The organism is [Pantoea] beijingensis, assembly GCF_022647505.1.
Lineage (GTDB): Bacteria > Pseudomonadota > Gammaproteobacteria > Enterobacterales > Enterobacteriaceae > Erwinia > Erwinia beijingensis.
Map to the genome: position 1 here is coordinate 1,867,570 of NZ_CP071409.1, position 26,103 is coordinate 1,893,672.

General features: G+C 48.8%; 23 protein-coding genes and 2 tRNA genes. 12 read left to right on the plus strand and 13 right to left on the minus strand.

What is annotated here, in order from left to right:
- Nucleotides 1–2: 2 nt before the first annotated feature.
- From J1C60_RS08385 to yeaG, 3 genes are all read right to left on the minus strand, one after another.
- Nucleotides 3–1,730, minus strand: coding sequence for a potassium/proton antiporter (locus J1C60_RS08385; protein ID WP_128174723.1), 1,728 nt, complete (start codon nucleotides 1,728–1,730; stop codon nucleotides 3–5).
- Between the two features lie 230 nt (nucleotides 1,731–1,960).
- Complete coding sequence (locus J1C60_RS08390; RefSeq protein WP_128174721.1) at nucleotides 1,961–3,241, minus strand: YeaH/YhbH family protein; 1,281 nt, start codon at nucleotides 3,239–3,241, stop codon at nucleotides 1,961–1,963.
- 66 nt (nucleotides 3,242–3,307) lie between these two features.
- A complete protein-coding gene (yeaG, locus tag J1C60_RS08395; protein WP_128174719.1) occupies nucleotides 3,308–5,242 on the minus strand; it encodes a protein kinase YeaG in 1,935 nt (644 codons plus the stop codon).
- Between the two features lie 431 nt (nucleotides 5,243–5,673).
- Between yeaG and J1C60_RS08400 the strand changes: the two genes are divergently transcribed.
- Together J1C60_RS08400 and J1C60_RS08405 are read left to right on the plus strand one after the other, a co-directional pair.
- Nucleotides 5,674–6,423, plus strand: a complete 750-nt coding sequence (locus J1C60_RS08400) for a MipA/OmpV family protein (protein WP_128174718.1) — start codon at nucleotides 5,674–5,676, stop codon at nucleotides 6,421–6,423.
- A gap of 79 nt (nucleotides 6,424–6,502) precedes the next feature.
- Complete coding sequence (locus J1C60_RS08405; protein ID WP_128174716.1) at nucleotides 6,503–7,354, plus strand: aldo/keto reductase; 852 nt, start codon at nucleotides 6,503–6,505, stop codon at nucleotides 7,352–7,354.
- A 122-nt stretch (nucleotides 7,355–7,476) separates the two neighbouring features.
- Here J1C60_RS08405 and J1C60_RS08410 read toward each other — a convergent pair whose 3' ends face one another.
- Nucleotides 7,477–8,355 (minus strand): D-hexose-6-phosphate mutarotase, encoded by an 879-nt coding sequence (locus tag J1C60_RS08410; RefSeq protein WP_128174714.1) that lies wholly within the window; start codon nucleotides 8,353–8,355, stop codon nucleotides 7,477–7,479.
- Nucleotides 8,356–8,440: 85 nt separating this feature from the next.
- On the minus strand, nucleotides 8,441–9,436 hold the full coding sequence (gapA, locus tag J1C60_RS08415; protein ID WP_164877255.1) for a glyceraldehyde-3-phosphate dehydrogenase: 996 nt from the start codon (nucleotides 9,434–9,436) through the stop codon (nucleotides 8,441–8,443).
- 340 nt (nucleotides 9,437–9,776) lie between these two features.
- Here gapA and msrB point away from each other — a divergent pair, with 340 nt between their 5' ends.
- A complete protein-coding gene (msrB, locus tag J1C60_RS08420; protein ID WP_128174711.1) occupies nucleotides 9,777–10,187 on the plus strand; it encodes a peptide-methionine (R)-S-oxide reductase MsrB in 411 nt (136 codons plus the stop codon).
- Nucleotides 10,188–10,192: 5 nt separating this feature from the next.
- A complete protein-coding gene (locus J1C60_RS08425) occupies nucleotides 10,193–10,477 on the plus strand; it encodes a YeaC family protein (RefSeq protein WP_128174709.1) in 285 nt (94 codons plus the stop codon).
- Between the two features lie 88 nt (nucleotides 10,478–10,565).
- Here J1C60_RS08425 and pncA read toward each other — a convergent pair whose 3' ends face one another.
- Both pncA and ansA read right to left on the minus strand, forming a co-directional pair.
- On the minus strand, nucleotides 10,566–11,177 hold the full coding sequence (gene pncA / locus J1C60_RS08430) for a bifunctional nicotinamidase/pyrazinamidase (RefSeq protein WP_128174708.1): 612 nt from the start codon (nucleotides 11,175–11,177) through the stop codon (nucleotides 10,566–10,568).
- Nucleotides 11,178–11,191: 14 nt separating this feature from the next.
- Entirely contained in the window at nucleotides 11,192–12,208 is a 1,017-nt protein-coding gene (ansA, locus tag J1C60_RS08435) for an asparaginase (RefSeq protein ID WP_128174706.1), read from the minus strand.
- Here ansA and J1C60_RS08440 point away from each other — a divergent pair.
- Nucleotides 12,207–12,383 (plus strand): hypothetical protein, encoded by a 177-nt coding sequence (locus tag J1C60_RS08440; protein ID WP_164877254.1) that lies wholly within the window; start codon nucleotides 12,207–12,209, stop codon nucleotides 12,381–12,383. The two genes, ansA and J1C60_RS08440, sit on opposite strands and share 2 nt — an antisense overlap.
- A gap of 2 nt (nucleotides 12,384–12,385) precedes the next feature.
- Here the strand turns inward: J1C60_RS08440 and sppA are convergent, their stop codons facing one another.
- Nucleotides 12,386–14,245 carry a signal peptide peptidase SppA gene (sppA, locus tag J1C60_RS08445; RefSeq protein WP_128174704.1) on the minus strand — a complete coding sequence of 620 codons (1,860 nt, stop codon included), beginning with the start codon at nucleotides 14,243–14,245 and terminating at the stop codon, nucleotides 12,386–12,388.
- Nucleotides 14,246–14,422: 177 nt separating this feature from the next.
- Here sppA and J1C60_RS08450 point away from each other — a divergent pair, with 177 nt between their 5' ends.
- The 3 genes from J1C60_RS08450 to J1C60_RS08460 all read left to right on the plus strand — a co-directional run bounded on the left by J1C60_RS08450 (nucleotide 14,423) and on the right by J1C60_RS08460 (nucleotide 18,143).
- Nucleotides 14,423–14,974 (plus strand): NAD(P)H nitroreductase, encoded by a 552-nt coding sequence (locus J1C60_RS08450; RefSeq protein ID WP_128174702.1) that lies wholly within the window; start codon nucleotides 14,423–14,425, stop codon nucleotides 14,972–14,974.
- Nucleotides 14,975–15,121: 147 nt separating this feature from the next.
- Nucleotides 15,122–16,168 carry a selenide, water dikinase SelD gene (gene selD, locus J1C60_RS08455; protein WP_128174701.1) on the plus strand — a complete coding sequence of 349 codons (1,047 nt, stop codon included), beginning with the start codon at nucleotides 15,122–15,124 and terminating at the stop codon, nucleotides 16,166–16,168.
- Between the two features lie 22 nt (nucleotides 16,169–16,190).
- Nucleotides 16,191–18,143 (plus strand): DNA topoisomerase III, encoded by a 1,953-nt coding sequence (locus J1C60_RS08460; protein WP_128174699.1) that lies wholly within the window; start codon nucleotides 16,191–16,193, stop codon nucleotides 18,141–18,143.
- 155 nt (nucleotides 18,144–18,298) lie between these two features.
- On the opposite strand, the gene xthA is transcribed toward J1C60_RS08460, so the two are convergent.
- From xthA to J1C60_RS08485, 5 genes are all read right to left on the minus strand, one after another.
- On the minus strand, nucleotides 18,299–19,105 hold the full coding sequence (xthA, locus tag J1C60_RS08465) for an exodeoxyribonuclease III (protein ID WP_128174697.1): 807 nt from the start codon (nucleotides 19,103–19,105) through the stop codon (nucleotides 18,299–18,301).
- 166 nt (nucleotides 19,106–19,271) lie between these two features.
- Nucleotides 19,272–19,356 (minus strand) — tRNA-Tyr (locus J1C60_RS08470).
- A 115-nt stretch (nucleotides 19,357–19,471) separates the two neighbouring features.
- Nucleotides 19,472–19,556: transfer RNA gene (locus J1C60_RS08475), tRNA-Tyr, on the minus strand.
- 144 nt (nucleotides 19,557–19,700) lie between these two features.
- Nucleotides 19,701–20,543 carry a formyltetrahydrofolate deformylase gene (gene purU, locus J1C60_RS08480; RefSeq protein ID WP_182611405.1) on the minus strand — a complete coding sequence of 281 codons (843 nt, stop codon included), beginning with the start codon at nucleotides 20,541–20,543 and terminating at the stop codon, nucleotides 19,701–19,703.
- A 177-nt stretch (nucleotides 20,544–20,720) separates the two neighbouring features.
- Nucleotides 20,721–21,179, minus strand: coding sequence for a YchJ family protein (locus J1C60_RS08485; RefSeq protein WP_128174694.1), 459 nt, complete (start codon nucleotides 21,177–21,179; stop codon nucleotides 20,721–20,723).
- 191 nt (nucleotides 21,180–21,370) lie between these two features.
- On the opposite strand from J1C60_RS08485, the gene rssA reads away from it, so the two are divergent.
- The 4 genes from rssA (at nucleotide 21,371) to J1C60_RS08505 (ending at nucleotide 25,979) form a co-directional block, all read left to right on the plus strand.
- The gene (rssA, locus tag J1C60_RS08490) at nucleotides 21,371–22,279 is read left to right on the plus strand and encodes a patatin-like phospholipase RssA (protein WP_128174692.1); all 909 of its coding nucleotides are present in this window, start codon (nucleotides 21,371–21,373) and stop codon (nucleotides 22,277–22,279) included.
- Nucleotides 22,280–22,379: 100 nt separating this feature from the next.
- Nucleotides 22,380–23,393: a two-component system response regulator RssB gene (gene rssB / locus J1C60_RS08495; protein ID WP_128174691.1), complete on the plus strand. Its 1,014-nt coding sequence runs from the start codon at nucleotides 22,380–22,382 to the stop codon at nucleotides 23,391–23,393.
- 311 nt (nucleotides 23,394–23,704) lie between these two features.
- Nucleotides 23,705–24,613, plus strand: a complete 909-nt coding sequence (gene galU, locus J1C60_RS08500) for a UTP--glucose-1-phosphate uridylyltransferase GalU (RefSeq protein WP_128174689.1) — start codon at nucleotides 23,705–23,707, stop codon at nucleotides 24,611–24,613.
- Between the two features lie 25 nt (nucleotides 24,614–24,638).
- A complete protein-coding gene (locus J1C60_RS08505; RefSeq protein ID WP_128174687.1) occupies nucleotides 24,639–25,979 on the plus strand; it encodes a UDP-glucose dehydrogenase family protein in 1,341 nt (446 codons plus the stop codon).
- Nucleotides 25,980–26,103 lie beyond the last annotated feature (124 nt).

Genomic DNA, 26,103 nt, shown 5'->3' on the forward strand with positions numbered 1-26,103 from the left:
GATTATTCTTTCTCTATCGGCACGCGCACGCCGATTTTTACGACCTGATTATCTTCTTTTTCGGCCACGGTCCAGAGAAGATCCTTCCATTCAACCTGGTCACCGACGACAGGCGCACCACCTATTAGTCCTAACACCAACTGCCCCAGCGTTTGTTGATCGTCCGTATCTTCATCTAACTCCAAACCGTATATTTGCGAAACATCGCGCAGTCGTGCATCGGCCTCAAGGATAAAATCACCAAAGAAACGCTGATCCAACGATACCGGCGGTGACTGGCTAAACAATTTGCCCAGCGCGGGTAGATCGCGCTCACGTCCGATAACGCAGAGCACATCACCTTCTTTCAGGCGTGTGTTACCCGTCGGATGCAGTAGCAGATTATTGCGAAATAGTGCGGCGATGCGTGTTTCCCTGGGCATATGTAAATCGCGGAGTGCTGCACCGACACACCATTTATCGGCGCTAAGTTGATAGACAAACTGTTCCCATGGATTTTCAGGGTGGATATCCAGCCCGACACGGTTAATCGGTGATGCAGTAGGGGGAACAATGACGCGCGCCTTACGCGCAACGTATCCCAAGGATGTTCCCTGAAGCATCAGCGAGACTAATACCACAAAAAAAGCGATATTAAAGTACAAGGAAGCATTTTCCAGTCCGGCCATCATTGGAAAAACGGCAAGGATAATAGGTACTGCGCCACGTAAGCCGACCCAACTGATAAAAAAACGTTCCCGGGTATTAAAACCGCGGAATGGCAGCAGGCCAACCAGGATTGAGAGTGGCCGGGCGACGAGTATTAACCACAGTGACAGGATCATCGCAGGGATTGCGATATGCCATAAATCTGACGGGGTAACCAACATGCCCAGTACCAGGAACATGCCAATCTGGCTCAGCCAGGCCATGCCATCGAACGTTTGTAAAATCCCGTGTCGGTTGCGAATGGGGCGGTTACCGAGCAGAAAGCCACACAGATAAACGGCTAAAATGCCACTACCTTCCAGGACGGTCGTCAAGGCAAAAACCAATATACCTCCGCTTACGGCAAGCAGGGGATACAGGCCATTGGCAAGCGAGATTCGGTTGATGAGCTGCTGCAGCGCCCAGCCCCCTCCAAGGCCAAGTACAATACCGAGTCCGAATTGTTGAATAAGATGCACAATGAACATCCAGTCCAGCCCGGTCTGCCCTTTTTGTATCATTTCTATCAGCGTGATGGTAAGAAAAACCGCCATCGGATCGTTACTGCCTGACTCGATTTCGAGCGTGGCATTAACCCTCTCATTCAGGCCTTTACCGCCGAGTAGGGAGAAAACGGCAGCGGCATCCGTTGAACCGATAATGGCTCCCACTAAAAAGCCCTGCATTAAATCAAGCTTAAAGAGCCAGGCTGCCACTACGCCGGTTAATCCTGAAGTGATTAAAACCCCCACCGTCGCCAGCGAAAGCGCCGGACCAAGCGCGACCTTAAACGAACTGGCTTGGGTGCGCATGCCACCGTCCAGCAGAATTATCGCCAGTGCGAGGTTGGAAATCAGGTAGGCGGCAGGATAGTTATCAAATGCAATGCCACCAATTCCATCCACACCTGCCAGCATGCCCAGAACCAGGAATATCACCAGAATAGGAATGCCGAGACGTGATGAAAATGAGCTTAACAGGATGCTCGAAGCAACCAGCACAGAACCGATGATGAATAAACTGTAGATCGCGCTGGCTTCCAATTGTGCAAATCTCCTGTGTGCAAAACGGTGGGTATTTTTACAGTGTGTTGAAGGCGTAGGAAAATGTCAAAAGTTTACCGGAATGCAAGCCGTTGAATATTCACTTTTGATAGCGAACTAACATAACCCAATTTTGCTACGGGCAAATGATCATCAGTGCGTTAGGTGAGGGAATTTTGCGGATTGCTGGCAGGAAAGGAAAAAGCCAGACACGTTGTCCGGCTTAAGGGTTAATAATTTTCTTCAGCTTGTTTGTGAAACAGCTCACGGAAAACAGGATAGATATCTTCAGGTTCACGTATATGCTGGATCGCAAAATTATCAAATGTAGCCTGCAGATGTTCATATTCGCGCCATAAAGTTTGATGTGCTCGTCGGGTAATTTCGATATAGCTGTAATAGCGCACCACGGGCAAAATATGTTTCGCGAGAATATCGTGACATAACGGCGAGTCATCTGCCCAGTTATCACCATCTGAAGCCTGGGCGGCATAGATGTTCCACTGCGTTGGGTCGTAACGTTCCTTAACTACCTCATCCATCAATTTCAAAGCACTGGAAACAATAGTTCCCCCGGTTTCTTGTGAGTAGAAAAACTCCTGTTCATCGACCTCTTTTGCCTGAGTATGGTGGCGGATATAGACCACCTCCACATTTTTATAAGTCCGGCTCAGGAAAAGATATAACAGGATATAAAACCGTTTTGCCATATCCTTAGTGGCCTGATCCATCGAGCCAGACACGTCCATCAGGCAGAACATGACGGCACGGCTTGAGGGCTCAGGACGTTTTTCAAAGTTTTTATAACGCAAATCAAAGGTATCAATGAACGGAACCCGGGCGATACGTGCTCTTAACTCGGCGATCTCTTTGCGCAAGCGCTCTTCTTCTAGCAGCATGGCAGGTTCGGTTTTTTCGACCGCTGTCAGCGTCTCCTCCAGTTCATGCAGCATACGGCGCTTGCCTGCAGTCATTGCGGTTCTGCGTGCCAGCGAATTCTGTAGTGAACGTACCACGCTGATATTCGCAGGAACGCCGTTTGAGGTGTAGCCTGCGCGATGCGTTTTATATTCATTTAACTGGCGGTGCTGGTTTCTGCGTAAGTTAGGCAGGGCAAGATCCTCAAAAAGTAGATCAAGGTATTCATCTTTCGAAATCTGAAAAACAAATTCGTCCTGACCTTCGCCATCCTGGCTGGCATTGCCCTGACCGCTACCTGCGCCGCTGCCACCACCCGTAGGGCGTTCAACGCGATCGTTTTGTACAAAATGATCGTTACCCGGATGGACGCGGTGTCGGTGTCCCCCTCGCCCCTGATGAAAGCTGGGTTCATTGATATCATCCACCGGAATAGATACGGATTCACCACTTTCTACGTCGGTAACCGAACGCTTATTAATGGCCTCGGAGATCGACTGTTTTATTTGCGACTTATAGCGGCGTAAAAAGCGCTGACGGTTTACCGCGCTCTTATTTTTGCCGTTAAGCCGCCGATCGATAAAATAGGCCATAACTCCCCCAAACAACATTACAGGTCAGGCCGGGAGAACGCCGGCCTCCTTTGTTCATTGGTCTTGCTAAGACGATTTACGTACGCGCAGATACCACTCGCACAGCAGGCGTACCTGTTTGCGGGTATAACCTTTCTCCATCATTCGATCGACGAAATCATCATGTTTTTTCTGTTCATCCGTTGATGTCTTCGCATTAAACGAAATCACCGGCAGTAACTCCTCAGTATTTGAGAACATTTTCTTCTCAATGACGGTGCGAAGTTTTTCATAGCTGGTCCAGTTCGGATTACGGCCACTGTTGTGCGCGCGGGCGCGAAGAACAAAATTGACGATTTCATTGCGGAAATCTTTCGGGTTACTGATCCCGGCAGGTTTCTCAATTTTCTCCAGTTCAGCATTCAGTGATTCGCGGTCGAATAGCTGGCCAGTATCAGGATCTCGGTACTCCTGGTCCTGAATCCAGAAATCAGCATAGGTGACGTAACGGTCGAAAATGTTCTGGCCATATTCTGAATAAGATTCCAGATAGGCCGTTTGGATCTCTTTGCCGATAAACTCGGCATATTTAGGGATCAGGTAACCTTTCAGATGCTCAAGGTATTTTTCTGCCTGATCTTGCGGAAATTGCTCCCGCTCAATTTGTTGTTCAAGGACATAAAAAAGATGGACCGGGTTTGCAGCTACTTCAGCATGGTCAAAGTTGAATACCCTTGACAGAATTTTGAACGCGAAGCGCGTAGACAGGCCATTCATACCTTCGTCCACACCCGCATAGTCCCGATATTCCTGATAGGACTTCGCCTTCGGGTCGGTATCCTTCAGGCTTTCACCATCATACACCCGCATTTTAGAGTAGGTGCTTGAGTTCTCAGGCTCTTTTAGCCGCGACAGGATGGAGAACCGGGCGAGAGTTTCAAGCGTGCCGGGAGCACATGGCGCATGGGTTAGCTCGCTGTGATTCAGCAATTTGTCGTAAATTTTGATCTCTTCCGACACGCGCAGACAGTAGGGCACTTTGACAATATAGACGCGATCGAGAAACGCTTCATTATTCTTATTGTTGCGGAAAGTGACCCATTCAGATTCATTAGAGTGGGCGAGGATAATACCGTTGAACGGGAGGGCAGAAATCCCTTCGGTGCCGTTATAGTTCCCTTCCTGGGTCGCGGTTAACAGCGGATGCAGTACTTTAATCGGAGCCTTAAACATCTCGACAAATTCCATGATCCCTTGGTTTGCACGGCACAATGCGCCCGAATAACCGTAGGCATCTGGATCATTTTGCGCGTGATTTTCCAACTTACGGATGTCCACTTTGCCGACAAGTGCAGAAATATCTTGATTGTTTTCGTCCCCCGGTTCGGTTTTGGCAATCGCCAACTGCTCCAGAATAGAAGGCCAGACTTTTACAACTTTAAAGCGGGAAATATCGCCGCCATAATCATGCAAACGTTTTGCCGCCCAGGGGGACATGATGGTCCCCAGGTACCGGCGTGGTACGCCGTATTCTTTCTCAAGAATATTGGCATCCTCCTGCGGATTAAACAGGCAAAGAGGATGGTCATTGACGGGACTCCGTTCGCCGTCTGCGCTGAGGACATAAATAGGGACGCGCTGCATCAGAGATTTCAGTCGCTCCGCCAGCGAAGATTTTCCGCCCCCGACCGGACCTAACAAATAAAGGATCTGCTTCTTCTCTTCCAATCCCTGGGCGGCATGTTTCAGGTAAGAGACAATTTGCTCGATCGCCTCTTCCATACCATAAAATTCTTCAAAAGCTGGATAGCGTGCAATAACACGGTTCGAAAACAGGCGGGAAAGGCGTGGCTCCAGAGCAGTATCAACCATTACTGGCTCACCAATAGCCATTAATAGTCGTTCTGCTGCGTTGGCGTATGCGCTGCGATCTTGCTTACAGGTAGCAAGAAATTCCTGCAGGGTGAACTCTTCGTCCTTGGCAGCTTCATAACGCTGACGATAGTGATCGAATATATTCATAGCGATGCCCGTCCTTTCGTTTGTAGCACAGGAACCAGGAGCCTAATTAGAATGAGCTCCTGAAGGAACTTATAATTGAGTACAGCAACCCTTATGCCAACCTGACTTTTTTAATCGGTATACACAAATTTCGGTCACTCTGCTCACACAAATTTAGCGTGTTAGTTTAACTGTAGATGGCATTTAAAAAATTTCCTCAGGTCGCGATTATTTTCAATGAGATTTCAATAACAAAGTTATAAAAAGGATAAGTGTTACTGCATAATCAGACGGTGAAAGCATATATTGTAAATATGCCTTGACGTTCACTCCCCGATTAATGAAGGGGAAATTGATGCTAAGTGCTACTGAATATGTAAATTCCTGAACACTTTCCAAATGAATAGGTAAACTACAGGTTCTGATTGTTATATTTATGGAACGAATAAATTGTGAACTATTTCAAACTTAGCGCCCTTGCTGCACTCTTACCATGCTGTTTTGTTGCCACTTCTGCACACGCCAACCCACTTTCGTTGGGAGCTTCAGTTCTCTATATGCAAAGCCCTTATAAGGGTGGACAAGATCGATACCTGCCAGTTCCAATCATCAACTACGAGAGCGATAACTTTTACATTCGTAGTCTGCAGGCTGGGTATTACTTGTGGAAAGATCGCCAGGACCAGCTTTCGCTAACCGTCCTGGGATCGCCACAGTATTATGATCCTGATGATAACGACGACGGAGATATGAAAAGTCTTCGCAAACGCCATATGACCTTGATGGCAGGTGCTAGCTATAGTCATACAGCCGATTGGGGGATTATCCGCACTACGCTGGCGGGAGATGTACTCAATAACAGTAACGGTTTTATCTGGGATCTGGCTTACCTCTATCGCTTTGAATTGGGTGATTTTACGCTGACACCCGGCATTGGTGCGTTGTGGAGTAGTGCCAATCAGAACCGCTACTATTATGGTGTTTCCGGTTCTGAGTCGTCACGAAGTGGGTTGGGGCGGTATCGTCCGGATGATAGCTGGAGTCCTTATCTGCAGATGAGTGCCGACTATAAAATTAACGCCAATTGGCGAGCGTCTCTGGTTGGCCGTTATTCCCGTCTTGGTAGTGAGGTGAAAGATAGCCCAATGGTGGACAATAGTTCACAAGTGTCTCTTTGGACGGGTGTGAGTTATACCTTCTGATCGTTATGTTGCACCAAAATGGGGCTAATAAGCCCCATTAATGTAGAATTAAGCCTTCAAAAGGTGCGCAGGAGGATGGGTGGCTAAGACGGTGATTTTTCCTTGTGGCTCGACTCTGCCAGCAATAGGTCAGGGCACCTGGTATATGGGGGAAGACAGCAGCCAGCAGAAAAAAGAGGTTGCTGCGTTACAAGCTGGTCTGGAACGTGGCCTCCGTATTATCGACACTGCCGAAATGTATGCTGAAGGGCGTGCAGAGAAGATTGTCGGCGAGGCGCTGGCAGGGCGGCGGGACCAAGCCTGGCTGGTGTCTAAAGTATATCCCTGGAACGCGGGTGAGGTGGACGTAAGTGACGCCTGTGAGCGTAGTCTGCGGCGCCTTAAAACCGACTACCTTGATCTCTATCTTTTACACTGGCGGGGCAATATTCCTCTGGCGGAAACGATTCGTGCGATGGAAAGTCTACAGCGGCAGGGGAAGATCCGTCGCTGGGGTGTTTCCAATTTTGATATCAATGATATGCAAGAATTATGGCAAGAATCGGGTGGGGTTCAGTGTGCAACGAATCAGGTGCTTTATCATCTAGCCTCGCGAGGAATTGAGTTCGATCTTATACCTGCATGCCAGCAAAGACGCATACCGATTATGGCATATTGCCCCCTGGCGCAGGCAGGACGCCTGCGAGGTGAGCTAATCGGCCATCCGCGACTTAATCAGCTTGCGCAGCAGAAAAACATCAGCGTTGCACAATTGCTCTTAGCGTGGGTGATACACACAGAGGGCGTTTTGGCTATCCCGAAAGCGAGTTCGCTCGCGCATATTAAAGAAAATGCCGATGCGCTTGAGGTGGCGTTTACCGAAGAGGAATTGAGGGTAATCAATCACGCTTATCCGCCGCCACAGAGCAAAATAGTGCTCGATATTGTCTAATATGCCCCGGCAGATGAGATGACTGACGCGGAGTTAGGCTGGCAGTATCAGTGAAGGCGATTATCCTCAGGCATCCGGATCTCCTTACCTTCAAATTAAGGGCGAACATCTCGCCCTTTATCTCAGGCTTTCTTGCGTAGACGCAGCGTTGCCGCCAGTCTTGCAGGCTTTTCACCCGCGCTTTTCATTGGCGTACTGATGTGCGCTGTTTCCACGCAGACAAAGGTTTTATATCCATCATCTGCCATATCGGCCATGCTGGATGACAATTCAGCACCCGGGTTCCAGGTCACGACATCGCTATGATAGTGATGGTAAACTTCAATCAAGCGATTACCGACTTTGTCACTGATCACACTACAATCTTCGGGATGAGTATAAATGCGATCGATACGGTTCGGATAAGTCTGCTTACCGTCTGGTGAGTCGCCAGTGACTCCCGAATTGACTTTATCGATGAAGGAACGGCCAAGGCCACTCACCTCAACGCTATCAATGTCAGCGACGGCAAAGTAGGTATGCAGTGCGGCCGTGGAGTTATAATCGCCATGGGCTTCTAACTCAATCTCACAACGATCGCTTAACCTGAAGCGGGCAAAAAGCGTAAAATCGTGCGGCCAGAGTTTTTGGGTTTGCGCGTTACTTTCCAGTGCAAAAGTGAGGATGACCCCGTCGCCATCTTCATCATGTGCCGATAACACCCACGGCATGCTCCGGGCAAAACCATGAGCAGGTTCGCCTTCCGGTCCAAACCATGGCCAGCAGATTGGAACACCCCCACGAATCGCTTTACCCGCTGCGTAAGGTGTTTTCTCACTGAGCCAGATAACGGGTTGTTCTCCGGCAGGTCGCCAGGCGATCAGGTGTGCGCCTTGTAATGTGATAGCCGCCTTAACCTTGGGATGATTGACCACAATCACTGGCAGGTCGCCGATCTGGCGCTGGGAAAGATAAGGTGTAATTTGATGAATGACCGGCAGTGAAAAGAGTTTCTCGTTCATAATGAAACCTATTTGTTTTCATACTGGCGATAAAAAAGGGCGACCGCAGTCGCCCTCAGTATTCAGATTTTCATTCTCACGACGCTTACTTAGCGATATGAGTAATCAGATCCAGCACCTTGTTGGAATAACCGGTTTCGTTATCATACCAGGAAACCAGTTTCACAAAAGTGTCGCTCAGGGCGATGCCTGCTTTCGCATCGAATACGGAAGTCAGTTTTTCACCGTTGAAATCAGTAGACACGACTTCATCTTCGGTATAACCCAGAACACCTTTCAATTCACCTTCTGCTGCGGCTTTGATTGCATCACAAATTTCTTTGTAAGAAGCAGGCTTAGCCAGACGAGCAGTCAGATCAACAACAGAAACGTTTGGCGTTGGTACACGGAAAGCCATACCCGTCAGTTTGCCGTTCAGCTCAGGAATCACTTTACCGACAGCCTTCGCTGCACCGGTAGATGATGGGATAATATTCTGAGACGCACCACGGCCACCACGCCAGTCTTTGTGAGACGGGCCATCAACTGTTTTTTGCGTTGCGGTAGTTGCGTGAACAGTGGTCATCAGCGCTTCAACGATACCGAATTTATCGTTGATTACTTTAGCCAACGGTGCCAGGCAGTTAGTGGTACAGGACGCGTTTGATACGATGTCCTGGCCAGCATAAGACTTGTGGTTTACACCCATAACAAACATTGGGGTGTCATCTTTAGAAGGACCGGTCAGAACAACTTTCTTGGCGCCCGCCTGGATGTGTTTACGTGCAGTTTCGTCGGTCAGGAAAATGCCAGTTGCCTCTGCAACAACATCCACACCGATTTCGCCCCACTTAAGGTTAGCCGGATCGCGCTCAGCGGTAACACGGATGGTTTTACCGTTAACAACCAGATGACCGTCTTTGACTTCTACGGTACCGTTAAAACGGCCATGGGTAGAGTCGTACTTCAGCATGTAAGCCATGTACTCTGCGTCGAGCAGATCGTTGATTGCAACGATTTCTACGTCAGAACGCTCTTGAGCAGCACGAAAAACAATGCGACCGATGCGGCCAAAACCGTTGATACCTACTTTGATAGTCATATATTCCACCAGCTATTTGTTAGTGAATAAAAGGTTGGCTGTAAAATTACAAAAACCTTACCAGGCGTCAAGCGGAATCGTGTCAATTGTTGCTACAAATCAAACCATCGAACAGGAATTATTCGTATCAACTCGCTCCGTGACGACGTATATCTCTTGAAATTGGGGCGGTCCCCTAGAATATAAAGGGGCATTCATCGTTAAGAGTGATCTGTGTCACAAATTTGTATTGGCATCTCTTTAAGACATGCGCCGGCACGAAAAATTCACCTGACCTTGTTAAGTGTTTGTTAGAATACTAGCTGATTATTTCAAATTAACACTGCCAGAGACTATCAAAATGGCTAAAGAACCGTCGCATGCCACGCCCGCAAGCGAACTCACTGAAATGCAGCGCTACGTTACTCAGCAACGAGGAACCGAGCCGCCGTTTTCCGGGGCGCTTTTACATAATAAAGCGGAAGGTATTTATCACTGTCTGGTCTGTAATGCCCCACTGTTTTTATCTGAAACGAAATACGATTCCGGTTGTGGCTGGCCGAGTTTTTATCAGCCCTTCACCGATGAATCAATCCGCTACCTTGATGATGATTCGCACGGTATGCACCGCGTTGAAATACGCTGTGGCAGCTGTGATGCGCATCTGGGGCACGTCTTTCCCGATGGCCCTCAGCCCGGGGGCGAGCGCTATTGTGTCAATTCGGCGTCACTGAGTTTTATTGATGATGAAGGCAAGCAGGTCAGAGGCTGAAATGTATGAATAACGACCTGGATCGGATGATTGAGATGATGACGCCGGAGGTTTACCAGCGGTTGTCAACAGCAGTTGAAATCGGTAAATGGCCTGATGGTGTACCGCTTACGGCAGAGCAAAAAGAAAATAGCATGCAGTTGGTACTGCTCTGGCAGGCTAAATATAACGATCGACCACAGCATATGAGCGTTGGGCAGGACGGTCAAATCGTGATGAAGACCAAACAACAACTCAAAGCGGAATTTGGTATTGATGATTCGGACGTTACCCGAATCAACCTGCAATAACAATCTGTAAGCCACTCTGTGCCGGAGTTTGCCTGTTATAAAGACAGATACTGGCACAGAGTAGATGACGGCAGACCGCTCTTACTGGTTACAGCACAGTCGCGCCACGCGTTGCCATTTCACGTAACGCGTTGTTGCTGTCTTCCGGAAGAGTATTTACCCCACGGCAGCCTTGACGAATGACTTCAACGTTGTAACCCAATGCCAGTGCGTCGAGTACGCTGAATTTCACGCAATAGTCGGTCGCCAGCCCCATCATGACCAGCGAGCTTATGCCGCGTTGTTGCAGCCAGCTGTGAAGCTGAGTTTGTCGTTGATGGCCGTTATCAAAGAAGGCACTGTAACTGTCAACATCGGCATATTCACCTTTGCGAAAGACAGCATCAAATACGGAAACATCAAGATCCGGGTGGAAGTCAGCTCCAGGCGTGTGCTGGACAGCGTGGTCGGGCCACCATCTCTGGGATAGCCCGTTTAATTCTCCCACCTCGCCAATAGGTTGCTGTGCTACCGAAGCAAAACTCCCATGATCAGCAGGGTGCCAATCCTGGGTAGCGATAACTAAATCGCCACGTTGCCTGAATTGTTGCGCCAGTTGATTCGCGATAACAATTACTTCGTCACCTTGCTGCACGGCGAGTGCGCCGCCGGCGCAAAAGTCATTTTGTAAATCGATCAATACCAGCGCTCGTTGCGGCATCGTTTCCTCCAGGTTTATTCATCGGGGGTAAGTTCACCACGCAGGTTACGTTGCATTTCGCGACGAACCTCGGCCGTGGAAAGATTCTGGCTCAGCAGAAAGTGCAATTTAGTCAGTGTTGCTTCCACCGTTAAATCAAAACCGCTGATGACCCCGGCCAGCGCCAGGGCATTACCGGTAGCATAACCGCCCATATTCACTTTGCCCGACATACACTGTGTCAGATTGACGACTACGATCCCACGGGTGGCGGCATCCCGCAGCTCCTGCAAGAACTCCGCATTCTGTGGCGCATTGCCCACACCATAAGATCGCAGAATCAAGGCTTTTACGGGCTGGCGTAAGAAGTTACGCACGACATCAGCGGAAATACCAGGATAAAGCGTCACCACGCCAATCGGTTGGGGCGTGATCGGATGCACGATCAACGTTCCCTGCTGCTGTGGTAACGGCGTAGTATGCAACCGGCGAATATGAATTCCTGCCTCCAGCAGCGGCTGAAGGTTGGGCGAATCAAAAGCATTAAAGCCATCGGCATGAGCTTTGGTTGTGCGATTACCGCGAAAAAGTGTGTTGTTGAAGAAAAGTGACACTTCATTAACAGGATAATTGGCGGCGACATACAGCGCGTTGAGCAAGTTCTGTTGACCATCAGATCGTAGAGCTTCAAGCGGTATTTGTGACCCTGTCACGATAACCGGTTTTGCCAGATTTTCCAGCATAAAAGAGAGCGCAGATGCGGTGAAAGCCATAGTATCTGTGCCGTGAAGGATGACGAAACCATCATAATCATCGTAATTTTGCTGAATATCATCAGCAATAGATTGCCAGTCCTCAGGCGTCATATCTGATGAGTCGATCAGGGGGCAATACTCATGAATGGTAAAATCAGGCATCTCAGGGCGGTGGAATTCCGGCATATTAGCCAGTTGGCGTTGCAGATGACCAGAGACCGGGATATAGCCCTGCGTTGAACGTTGCATACCAATAGTGCCGCCGGTATAGGCAACGTAGATGGATTTTTTTTGCATGACTAAACTCAGATTTGCCGTAAAAACAGGATTATATACTTTTCACACCCGAAGTTGCAGCGACATCCGGCGAGAATTATTAGCGCATTGTCATGTGATGAGCGACAGGGAGTTGGGAATGGATAACCGCGTTAACTGGCAAAAAAATAGCCCGACCATCGGTCGGGCTATTTAAGGTTAGCGTATGTCGCTGCAGGTCAGACAGAGCGCATAGCGATTTTGCGGATCGTTCATATTATCAAACAGACCGGACTGTTTTTTCACCACGCTCATCATATCTACCATAGGGACCGGCAGATAAGCCTTCAGGGCTTCAGGAAGGGCAGCACGAGCAGAGGCATCCATCTGTCCGAGAATAACGTCAACCAGGCTCGCATCGTCCTGTGACCAAACCAGTTGGTAATTTTTTAACTTAGCCAATTCGGCCGTTTTTGCGACAGCATCATCAAAATCACCCAGCGCATCGACCAGCCCATTTGTTTTCGCATCGCTACCCGTCCAGACGTGACCTTGGGCGATTTCATCGATCTGCTCGGGTGTCTTATTGCGTGATTTAGCAACCAAATCAATAAAGTTCCTGTAGCCGTTTTCGATCGTGAGCTGCATGATTTGCTGAAATTCAGGGGGGAGCGCTTTAATCGTGGCTACGTCGGCTAGCGGTGAGGTCGACACGCCATCGGTATGTACACCAATCGCATCCAGTGAGTTCTGAAAGGTATTGATCACGCCGAAGATACCAATGGAACCCGTGAGAGTGCTGGGACTCGCGATAATATAGTTGGCCGGTGTTGAAATCCAGTATCCTCCGGATGCAGCCATGCCGCCCATTGATACCACCACCGGTTTTCCGGCAGCGCGTGCCGCGGCCAGCTCTTCGCGAATCGTTTCTGACGCGCTGACGCTGCCTCCAGGGCTGTTAACACGCAAAATGATGGCTTTAATTTTATCGTCAAGGCGGGCATCGCGAATTTGCTTCGCAGTGGTATCACCTCCTACGGCTCCCGGGGTTTCCTGCCCGTCCATAATAGCGCCATTTGCCATGATAACCGCAATATTGCCGCTACCCTTGGCCTCGCTGCTTTTTATTGGATAGTCATAAATACTGATACTGTTGTAATCATTATCCTGCTTATTTAATCCGAAGGTTTTCACCAACTGTTGATCAACATCCGCGCGAGAAGCCAGCTCATCAACCAGTTTGTTATCCCGGGCATAAGCAGCGCTGTCACCGTTGACCTTTTGTAAACCGTCCAGTAAGCCCTGTGCACCAGGGAATGCCTGCTGTGTTGTAATTGCGCGGTTGGCAGCAATAGTATTCAGGTAGTTCTGCCATAGCTCACCGATCCAACGGCTGTCGGCATCACGTGCGGCAGGGGACATATCATCCCGCAGGAAAGGTTCAACGGCAGATTTGTACGTTCCTACACGGAAAACATGCGAAGTGACTTTCAGTTTGTCGAGTAACGATTTGTAATACAATCCGTTAGTGGCAAATCCATGCAGATCAACCGTACCCTGCGGCGACAGATAAACCTTATTGGCGAAACTGGCCAGATAATACTGTGCCTGGGTATAGCTATCAGCTGTTGCATAAATGGGTTTGCCGCTGTCACGGAATTCACGCAGTGCTTTACCTACATATTGCAGAGACGGTTGATCTGCACCGGCAAAGTCGCGCAGATCTAACACCATCCCGGTAATATTTTTATCGTCTTTACCCTGACGAATGGCATCAATAACATCAAATAGTGAATTTTCTTTAAGGCGATCGGTATTTGCGCCCAGCAATTGGCGGCCAATTTTACTTAAGCGGTTACTGACAGCTGGTTGATCGACAATAACCCCGGTTAAATCGACTTTTAAAGCACCACGGGGCTCTTCGGCGGGAGTATTACTACTTTTAACCTGAAAATAGATGCCAACGCAGATAATAATAAGAAAAATAAGAAACAGGTTCAGAATGAACTCACGAAAGAAGTTCAGCACTCGCCATGTCCATTTGAAAAAACTCGCGATAATTCGCCACAAAACGTGCATGTTATCTCCATAATCGCAAAATAAAAGCCCGTAGCGGGAGAGTTACGGGGTGAGCATTGCCACATCCTAAAGAGCAGTAGGCCAATTGTCAGCAGGAAAAACCGGTATACTGTAACAAAATGGCGGGCTATGTTATTTTGCTATGAGGTAAATGCTAATCATTATCAGGAGTAATTAATGGATGCATTGGAATTATTGATTAACCGTCGTTCAGCCTCGCGCTTAGCCGGGCCTGCACCCGCAGGTGAAGCGTTACAGAACATCTTGCGTGCAGGTATGCGGGCACCGGATCATGGTACGCTGCAGCCATGGCGCTTTTTTATTATTGAAAATGAAGGACGAGACCGTTTCAGTGCGCTGCTGGAAAACGCTGCGATCGCTAACCAGATGGATGAAAAAGCGGTCGAGAAAGCGAAACAATCGCCGTATCGGGCGCCAATGATTATCACTGTTGTGGCGCATTGTGAAGAACACCACAAGGTGCCGCAGTGGGAACAGCTTGTCTCTGCCGGTTGTGCGGTAATGGCGATGCAGATGGCCGCTGCGGCCCAAGGATTTAATGGTATCTGGCGCAGTGGTGACTGGACGGAAAATGCGCTGGTTCGCGCGGCATTTAATTGCCGTGAACAGGATGCAATTGTGGGATTTCTGTATTTAGGTACGCCTCAGCTTAAGTCTTCAACTACCGTTTTACCGCCTGATACTTCTTCGTTCGTCAGTTATTTCTAAGTGTGCGGTTCTCTCTGGCGCAAGGGTTGTGAGCAACCCTGCGTTTCGTCGTGATAATAGACAAATAATCCACGAAATCTGACGATACGCTTATCATGCACTAACGAAAAAGTTAACATAGCGAATAAATGCTAATAGGGAGGTGTCATGAACGATCACGCTATTCGTCTTACGCAATACAGCCATGGTGCAGGTTGCGGCTGTAAGATCTCGCCGAAAGTGTTGGAAACCATTTTGCATAGCGAGCAGGGTGTTTTTCACGATCCGAACCTGCTAGTTGGCAATGAAACACGCGATGATGCTGCCGTATACGATCTGGGCAACGGAACTGCTGTGGTTAGCACGACGGATTTCTTTATGCCGATCGTTGATGATCCCTTCGATTTTGGTCGTATTGCCGCTACCAACGCAATCAGTGACATTTATGCAATGGGTGGGAAACCTATCATGGCCATTGCAATTTTGGGCTGGCCGATCGGTACGCTGGCACCTGAGATCGCGCGTCAAGTTATTGAAGGCGGGCGGCACGCTTGCAAAGAGGCGGGTATAAGCCTTGCCGGTGGGCATTCCATCGACGCACCTGAACCAATTTTTGGCCTTGCGGTTACCGGCATTGTAGACAGTGCACGGGTGAAAAAAAACAGCGGGGCTCAACCCGGTTGCAAGTTGTTCCTGAGCAAACCACTCGGGATTGGTGTGCTCACGACTGCAGAGAAAAAAGCGCAGTTGCGACCGGAGCATTATGGCTTGGCGACCCAAGTCATGTGTCAGTTGAACAGCGCGGGAACCCGTTTTGCGGAACTGGACGGTATAACGGCGATGACAGACGTTACTGGTTTTGGTCTATTGGGGCATCTCAGTGAAATGTGTCAGGGCTCGGGCGTGCAGGCAACGCTATGGTTTGATGCAATTCCACGTTTACCTGGCGTTGATGAGTATATTGCCGCCGGATGTGTTCCTGGCGGTACTGGACGCAACTTCGAAAGTTACGGCCATTTAATCGGCCACATGAGTGAAGCGCAGCGTAAATTGCTCTGTGATCCGCAAACGTCTGGTGGACTTCTACTTGCTGTATTGCCTGAGGCGGAATCGGCCCTGCATGAGATAGCTGCATCATGTCACCTGACGTTAACGGCGATTGGAGAGTTGTTGCCAGCCGAAGAGGCGCGTTCTTTAATAGAGATTCAATCGTGAAGCGCAGAGTTATTACCCACTGATGCGCCTCTTTATTGCTGAAAAACCCAGTTTAGCCCGCGCAATTGCGGATGTTCTGCCAAAGCCCCATCGCCGTGGGGATGGTTATATCGCATGTGGTAACGATCAGGTTGTTACCTGGTGTGTAGGGCATCTCCTTGAACAGGCTCAGCCGGATAGCTACGACAGCCGTTTTGCGCGCTGGTCGCTGATTGATCTTCCTATCGTACCGGAAAAATGGCAGCTGAAGCCGCGTCCCTCAGTGGCAAAGCAGCTGAATGTGATAAAAGGGTTGCTTGGACAGGCCACCGAAGTTATCCACGCAGGCGATCCGGACCGCGAAGGGCAATTGCTGGTGGATGAAGTTCTGGATTACCTGGCATTGCCACCGGAAAAACGTGAAAAGGTTCAGCGCTGTCTGATTAATGATCTTAACCCGCAGGCTGTGGAGCGTGCGGTAGGGCGCCTGCGAGAAAATCGTGAGTTTATACCGCTATGTGTTTCTGCGCTGGCACGTGCACGTGCCGACTGGTTATATGGGATTAATATGACGCGAGCCTACACGTTACTCGGGCGTAACGCGGGCTATGACGGTGTATTGTCGGTTGGACGGGTGCAAACGCCCGTATTAGGCTTGGTCGTTCGGCGCGATGAAGAGATTGAAAATTTCGTCGCGAAAGATTTTTTTGAGGTGAAAGCACATATCGTCACCCCGAAAGAGGAGCGGTTTGTCGCCTTATGGCAACCCAGTGACGCTTGCGAGCCCTATCAGGATGAGGAAGGGCGCCTACTACATCGAGCGCTGGCGGAACATGTTGTCGGTCGGATTGGCGGTCAACCCGCACAGGTTACCAGCTATAATGACAAGCGAGAGAATGATACTGCACCGTTGCCGTTTTCCTTGTCAAGTTTGCAAATAGAAGCGGCAAAGCGCTTCGGATTGAGCGCTCAGACGGTACTTGATACCTGCCAGCGTCTTTATGAAACCCATAAGCTGATTACCTACCCACGTTCAGACAGCCGTTATTTACCGGAAGAGCATTTTGCCGGACGTCATGCTGTTCTGAATGCGATTAACATTCATCAGCCCGCTCTTACGGCACCTGCTGATTTTGACAGCGATCGCAAAAATCGGTGTTGGGATGATAAAAAGGTCGATGCTCACCACGCAATTATCCCAACCGCCAGAAGCAATAGTTCGCACCTGACAGAAAATGAATCCAATATTTATGGGCTGATTGCCCGACAATATCTGATGCAGTTTTGCCCTGATGCGGTATATCGCAAATGCGTTATTGAGTTAGATATCGTCGGTGGCAAATTTATTGCCAAGGCGCGTTTCCTCGCAGAGGCAGGTTGGCGCACTCTGTTGGGAAGCAAAGAACGTGATGAGGAGAACGATGGTACGCCGCTCCCTGTGGTAGTGAAAGGAGATGGGCTACTGTGTGAGCGAGGAGAAGTGGTGGAAAAGCAGACACAGCCCCCAAGGCCGTTTACCGATGCCACATTACTTTCAGCTATGACCGGGATTGCACGCTTCGTTCAGGATAAAGACCTAAAGAAAATACTGCGGGCGACAGATGGTCTGGGCACCGAAGCCACGCGTGCCGGCATTATTGAACTACTTTTTAAGCGTAGCTTTCTGTACAAGAAGGGGCGTTATATTCATTCGAGTGAGCCTGGACGCGCGTTAATTCATTCACTTCCTGAAATGGCTGCCAGGCCAGATATGACTGCCCAGTGGGAATCCACACTAACCAAAATTAGTGAAAAACAGTGTCGCTATCAGGATTTTATGCATCCTCTGGTTGAGACGCTGTACAGTCTGATACATCAGGCGCGCCAGCAGCCAGCAGCTCATGCATTTAGGGGGTTGCCGGCAGCAAGCAAGAATAAAAAACCTCGCCGGAATAAAGTAGCGAAGGCTCAGGATGCAGGTAAACGATCAGGCAGTGCGCCGGAGGCGGGGGTTTAACGCGTTAAGGACCGGCTTTCATGCCTCACGGGTACTCTCGCAGAGACGCCGGATGGTCGCGCCAAAAGAAATTTAGGATACGGCGCAGCAGAGATTAACGTGTGATTGAGGGGCTGAGACTATTGCTGGTCCAGCCCGCTGAAGCTTCCGTTTGATTAAAGCGTAAACTCAGCCCAAATCGGGGCGTGATCGGAAGGTTTTTCCATGCTGCGGATCTCGTAATCAATACCGGTTGCAACGCATCGTTCAGCGAGCGGATTACTGGCCAGAACCAGATCGATGCGTAGACCGCGATTATCATCAAAACCTTTTGAGCGGTAATCAAACCACGAAAAGCGGTCGGTGGTATCTGGGTGCTGCTGACGCCAGGTATCCACCAACCCCCAGTCCATAAGACGATTCATCCATTCGCGCTCTTCAGGCAGGAACGAACACTTGCCGGTTCGCAGCCAGCGTTTACGATTCTCTTCCCCAATGCCGATATCAAGGTCCGTTGCGCTTATATTGACATCACCCATAACGAGTACCGGGTTTTCTGGCTGGAGATGATTTTCAAGATAATCCTGCAAGTCTCGATAGAATTTATCTTTGGCAGGGAATTTTGTCGGATGGTCGCGACTTTCCCCTTGCGGAAAGTATCCGTTAATTACAGTCAGAATGCCGAGCGGCGTAGCCAGCTCAGCCATAATCAGACGACGTTGAGCGTCTTCATCATCACCGGGAAAACCGCGACGTACCATAATGGGTTGTTCTTTGGTGAGAAGCGCTACGCCATAATGGCCTTTTTGCCCGTGATAGAAAACGTGATATCCCAGCTTACTTACCTCTTCGAGTGGAAACATATCATCGTGGACTTTGGTTTCCTGCAGGCCAATAACATCTGGCTGGTGCTGTTCGATAATGGCTTCAAGCTGATGAGGACGGGCGCGTAGGCCATTGATATTGAAAGAAACAAATTTCATTTCGGTTGCCATTTCACAAAAGAAAGATGCCGCTGATGGTAGCAGAGTTTCTGTGTAAATGTCACATTAAGCCCCGGATAAGCAAAAGATTAAGCGAGGCTTCTCAGCTATCCTGGAAGGGAATATATGAATGCAGGCGACGTGCAGTAATTGGAGAATATTTAAATGGTGGTGGGGGAAGGATTCGAACCTTCGAAGTCGATGACGGCAGATTTACAGTCTGCTCCCTTTGGCCGCTCGGGAACCCCACCAGGGGAAGCGTAATACAATTAAATCAGATGCTGTAATCACTGGGGAAACGCACCACACTTTCACCCATGTCGATCCACAAGGCAGACGCATTATTGATAAGACATAATGCGTAAATGGTGGTGGGGGAAGGATTCGAACCTTCGAAGTCGATGACGGCAGATTTACAGTCTGCTCCCTTTGGCCGCTCGGGAACCCCACCACTGGCCTGATTACTATGCTCGTAAGCGGGGCGCATCATATCAAATGAATGGAGGCTGTAAAGCGCTGGATAACGGAAAGTTTATCGTTTGCCGGTTTTTTACCCGTAGCGCTGTTTTGCTATTCAATTACAGCGCTACCATCCTCATAAAATGATAGTGCGGTTACCGTACACAAAGACACGTTGTGCCAGTACCTTGTATAACGCTCTACTGAGGGCGTTTTTCTCGACATCACGCCCTGCACGCATCATATCTTCAGCGGTATAGGTGTGATCGACGTGGATGACGTCTTGCATAATGATAGGGCCCTCATCGAGATTATCATTAACGTAGTGCGCCGTAGCGCCGATGATTTTTACGCCTCGCTCATAAGCCTGGTGATAAGGACGAGCGCCGATAAACGCGGGAAGGAAGGAATGGTGGATATTGATAATCTGGTTCGGGTAACGCTGCACAAACCCCGGTGTTAACACGCGCATATATTTAGCCAGAACAACATAATCGGGTTGAAACCGATCGATCTCTACCGCCATTTTACTGTCATGTTCTTCGCGGGTATAACCTTCGTGACTAACCAGAATAAACGGAATATCGAAGCGCTCTACCAGTGTGCGAAGCGTTTCGTGATTGCCGATAACGGCAGCGATTTCTACATCCAGCCCGCCATAAGCACATTTCATCAATAGATCGCCAAGGCAATGCGCCTCCTTGGTCACCAGGATGACAATCCGACGGCGGCCTGCTGAGTTCAGTTCGCGTACGGAGCCTTCTGGCAACGCACTGTCAAGATCCGCCAGCAGCGTATTGTCATTGAAAATGCCTTCCAACTCGGTGCGCATGAAAAAGCGCCCGGTACGATGGTCGACAAATTCGTTATTCTGAACAATATTGAGCTCATGCTTATAGCAAATATTGGTAATTTTCGCGATAAGGCCTTTTGCATCGGGGCAAATTGTACGTAAGACTTTTCGTTGTAGCGGTTGCACTTGCATTTCGATCCGGATCCTGTTGACGCAGTTTCACCCTGTTTAATTAACGTTTGCGTCCGGCAGCACGCGATTGCCCAAGTGACGGAGATGCTCCAGTTCAGCGGGCTTTCGGGTAGCAGCTTGCTGCAATACCAATTACGTTGGGCACATGATTGTATATAAACGGCAATAACTTTACTGACCGCAACATTTTTTGTGTTTTTTTTCAGAACCACAAGGGCAGCGATCGTTTCGACCCAATTGTGGGTGCGTGCCGTCAATATAGTACCAGCGTTGATCTTCGCGGACAAAGCGTGAACGTTCGTGAATCGCCCCGTTTTTATGGTTTTCGAGGAAACGCGCAAAAAAAGTAACGAAAGCTTCGTTATCATGGCTTCCTGCTTCAGTAGAGACTACATTCAGGTTAAGCCACTTAGTATGGTCAAAACTCGCCTCAATATCGGCTTGCAGCTGGGGAGCGCGAGTGCTGCGATGCCAGGTGGATATCAGCCATTCAATATTCTGCTTCGCGTAAGCGGTATAACGCGATCTCATCAACTGCTCAGCAGTAGAGGGCGCAATTGCCCCATTCAGAAAGGATTTACAACATGCGTTATACTCAAGTCCGCTACAGCATGGGCATTTTTCAGACACATTAACTCCGAATTATTGAATAGCAGGTATACGTTATACCCGACACTGCGGGATTAACATCATTGGGTAGGGGAAATGCTACCAGGTCTACTGCAGAAGCGCTAATGATGATGAAGGGTATAACGAGTACTATGTTAACCGAGTGGTCACCCGTTAGTCATTTCGCGAGATAATTTATCGTCAGGGGTTTAATGAGACAGGTAAAAATAGGACTTGCGCTGGGTTCAGGCGCAGCCAAAGGATGGGCACACATCGGCGTGATCAATGCGCTTGAGAAGGCTGGTATTGAAATCGATGTGGTTGCAGGTTGCTCGGTCGGCGCGTTAGTCGGCGCTGCTTATGCCAGCGAACGCTTACCGTTAATGGAAAAATGGGTACGTTCTTTTGGCTATTGGGACGTTATTAGGCTCATGGATTTTTCATGGCGGCGTGGGGGGTTATTGCGGGGAGAACGTGTATTTAAACACGTAAAACGTCTGATTGAACATGAGCAGATTGAACAGTGCAAAATGCGCTTTGGCGCTGTTACGACTAATCTAAGTACCGGGCGTGAGTTATGGCTTACCGAGGGCGATCTGCACCAGGCCGTGCGAGCTTCATGCAGTATGCCAGGCTTATTGGCGCCAGTCAGCTACAATGGATATTGGCTGGTGGATGGTGCTGTTGTTAACCCCGTCCCTATTTCGTTAACCCGCGCGCTGGGGGCTGATATTGTCATCGCAGTGGATCTTCAACATGATGCGCACTTAATGCAGCAGGATTTATTATCGGTATCGCCGCAGGCGATGGAAAAGAACGCGACCGCAGAGCCTGTGACCACATGGAGTGGGAAGTTGCGCCAACAGTTGTCCAGAATGTCTCAGCGTCGGGTAAATCACACGCCGGGTGCCATGGAAATTATGACCACCTCGATTCAAGTATTGGAAAACCGTTTGAAACGTAATCGAATGGCGGGTGACCCGCCTGATGTACTCATTCAACCTTTTTGTCCGCAGATCTCAACGCTCGATTTTCATCGTGCTGATGAGGCAATCACAGCAGGCAGAGAGGCTGTAGAAAAAAAAATGGATGAACTATTACCACTTGTTCGAAACAGATAGCGATGTCAGGTCAAAAACAGCGACCCGTTCAGGCAATTCTGAAAGGCGAAAGTGCGTTTTTTGAACCACTATTGAGTTATCTGGCTTACAGGGGGGAACAATGGAAAAACCATTAACAGGAAAAGGCATTCTTATCGTTGAAGATGAGCGTGTTTTCCGTTCCTTGCTGGAAAATTTTCTGCAAGCATTGGGTGCAACGATCACGACGGCAAATGATGGACAGGAGGCACTTGAGGTACTCAGTCTGAGCCAGCCCGACCTGATTATCTGCGATCTTGAGATGCCGCGAATGAATGGTATCAGGCTGGTCGAACATCTTCGTACACATGGTGATCATGTTCCTGTTCTGGTTATTTCAGCAACGGAGAATATGTCTGATATCGCCCATGTATTACGCCTTGGCGTACAGGATGTACTGCTTAAACCAGTCAGAGACCTGGAGCGTCTGCGTGAGGCCGTGTATGAATGCCTTTATCCCTCCATGTTTACTTCAAAGGTTGAAGAAGATGAACAGTTATTTCAGGACTGGGATGCACTGGTGCGTAACCCTTCAGCTGCAGCAAAACTACTTAAGCAGCTCCAGCCCCCTGTACAGCAGGTTATTGCCAATTGCCGTATTAATTACCGACAGCTAACCATGGCCGAGCAGCCTGGGTTAGTGCTGGATATTGCCGCGTTGTCGGATAAAGATCTGGCATTTTATTGTCTGGACGTAACGCGGGCCGGAGATAATGGAGTGCTTGCCGCACTGCTTTTACGCGCGCTGTTTAATGGCTTACTCCAGGAACAACTGTCAGGACAAGGGCATCGCCTGCCTGAATTAAGCGGTTTACTCAAACAGGTTAATGTTTTATTACGTCAGGCCAATCTGGAAGGGCAATTTCCTTTACTGGTTGGTTATTACCATCAAAGTTTGAAAAATTTGGTTTTGGTCTCAGCGGGATTGAATGCCACGCTTAATATTAATACTCACCAAATTCAGTTAAATAATGGTGTTCCACTCGGCACAACAGGTAACGCCTATCTAAATCAAATAAGCCAACGGTGTGATGCATGGCAGTGCCAGGTATGGGGTGCAGGTGGCCGCTTACGGTTAATGTTGTCTACTGAATAACCAAACTTATCTCCCTTTTTTCTGCAATCATGTTGGGGCGCTGGATTTTTCATCTGAGTTGATTACGTCATTGGCTTTTCCGTCCCCATTTGCTTACAACACACTTTCACCTCCCTTATTTAAATCGTAACATTACCGATTCAGCCTGCGGGACAACGCAAACCATAAGCTTTACACTTGGGTAATAATCTTAATTTCGTTGTAAAGGGTTTAACCAGGATAAATCCGGCGCCCCTGAGCTGATATACTCATGTCGTTTTTAAATCGACATATCAAGTAATAACTTGAACGGCCTAAAGAGAGGTATCTTGATGTCTGCCTATAAGTCAAAAGTAAAAAAAGCGGTAATCCCTGTAGCGGGTTTGGGAACGCGTATGTTGCCTGCTACGAAAGCTATTCCTAAAGAGATGCTGCCGTTGGTTGATAAGCCGTTAATCCAGTATGTCGTTAACGAGTGCATCGCAGCCGGAATTAATGAAATTGTGCTGGTTACGCACTCCTCAAAGAACTCGATTGAAAACCATTTTGATACCAGCTTTGAGCTGGAAGCTATGTTGGAAAAGCGTGTTAAACGCCAGCTGCTTGATGAGATCCAGTCAATTTGCCCACCGCACGTTACTATCATGCAGGTTCGTCAAGGTATCGCTAAAGGATTGGGGCATGCGGTAATGTGCGCGCTTCCGCTGGTTGGTGATGAACCTTTCGTTGTTATCCTGCCTGATGTCATCATTGATGAATATGAATCCGATCCAACTAAAGATAACCTGGCCGAAATGCTGAAGCGTTTTGATGAAACGGGTTATAGCCAGATTATGGTTGAACCGGTAGAAGATGTGACCGCCTATGGCGTCGTAGACTGTGAAGGTCGCGAACTGCAGCCGGGTGACAGTGCGCCAATGGTTGGCGTCGTTGAAAAGCCAAAAGCATCGGAGTCACCTTCTAATCTGGCCGTCGTCGGCCGCTACGTGCTTTCTGCCGATATATGGCCTCTGCTGGCGAAAACACCTCCGGGCGCGGGTGGTGAAGTTCAATTAACTGATTCTATCGCGATGCTGATGGAAAAACAGACGGTTGAAGCCTATCACCTGAAAGGTGTTAGCCATGATTGCGGTAATAAATTGGGCTATATGCAAGCTTTTGTCGAATACGGTGTGCGTCATGCGACTCTGGGCCATGACTTTAAAGCGTGGTTGGAAAGCGCCGTAGATAATAAAAAGTAATTCATTCTAATAGCGGGATAATACAATGAAAGTCACCGTATTTGGTATCGGCTATGTTGGTCTGGTTCAGGCTGCGGTACTGGCCGAAGCGGGGCATGACGTCCTTTGTATCGATGTCGACGCACAAAGAGTTGAAAACCTTAAGCAAGGTATCATTCCTATATTTGAGCCTGGCTTAACGCCATTAGTTACGCAGAACTATGACTCGGGTCGATTGAAATTCAGCACCGATGCGGAAGAGGGCGTAAACCACGGTGTGGTGCAGTTTATTGCTGTCGGAACGCCTCCTGATGAAGATGGTTCAGCGGATCTGAAATATGTGACCGCAGTAGCTCGCACTATCGCGCAGTACATGCGCGATCACAAAATAGTGATTGATAAGTCTACCGTACCGGTTGGTACTGCCGATCGCGTGCGTAATGTCATGCAAGAGACATTAAAAGCGCGTGGCCAGGAAGTGACATTCGATGTGGTTTCGAATCCGGAGTTCCTGAAAGAGGGGGCCGCGGTAGCCGATTGTATGCGTCCGGAACGTATTGTTATTGGTGCGGACAATGAAGAGGTTGTTGAGTTACTGCGTGAGCTCTATGAACCTTTCAACCGCAACCACGACCGTATGATTGTGATGGACATCCGCAGCGCCGAGCTTACCAAGTACGCCGCAAACTGTATGCTGGCGACGAAAATTAGCTTTATGAACGAAATGTCTAACCTGGCTGAGCATCTGGGGGCTGATATTGAAAAAGTGCGCCTGGGTATTGGTTCCGATCCCCGTATTGGCTATGACTTCATCTATCCCGGTTGTGGCTACGGTGGTTCCTGTTTCCCGAAAGATGTACAGGCGATGATCCGTACGGCTGAATCTATCGGTTATCAGCCCCGTTTGCTGCGTGCGGTAGAAGACGTCAATGATACGCAAAAAACCAAACTGCCAGGGTTCATTAAACGTCATTTTGGTGATGATCTAAAAGGCAAAACTTTTGCACTTTGGGGGTTATCATTTAAACCTAATACTGACGATATGCGTGAAGCTTCAGCGCGAGTCCTGATGGAAACATTGTGGGCGGCAGGTGCTTCGGTTCAGGCGTACGATCCGAAAGCGATGGATGAAGCTCAGCGTATTTACGGTCATCGTTCAGATTTGAAATTGATGGGTACCAAAGAAGCTGCGCTTCAGGGGGCTGATGGACTCGTTATTTGTACTGAATGGAAAAGTTTCCGCGCACCGGATTTTGATGTGATCAAGGCTGCATTAAAAGAACCGGTTATTTTTGATGGCCGTAATTTGTACGAGCCAGAAAGAGTTAGCAAGCGTGGTTTTGTTTATTATGCTATCGGTCGCGGTGCTTCTATAAATAATGCGTAATTATCCAATTCGGTAATTTGTATTATATGCTCAAAATAATTCGAGTTGCGCAGTGGAGGAAAACTCGGGAGGCTCCGGGAACTTACTCAGGTAAGTGAACGGGGGAGTGAGTGTAGTCTACTAA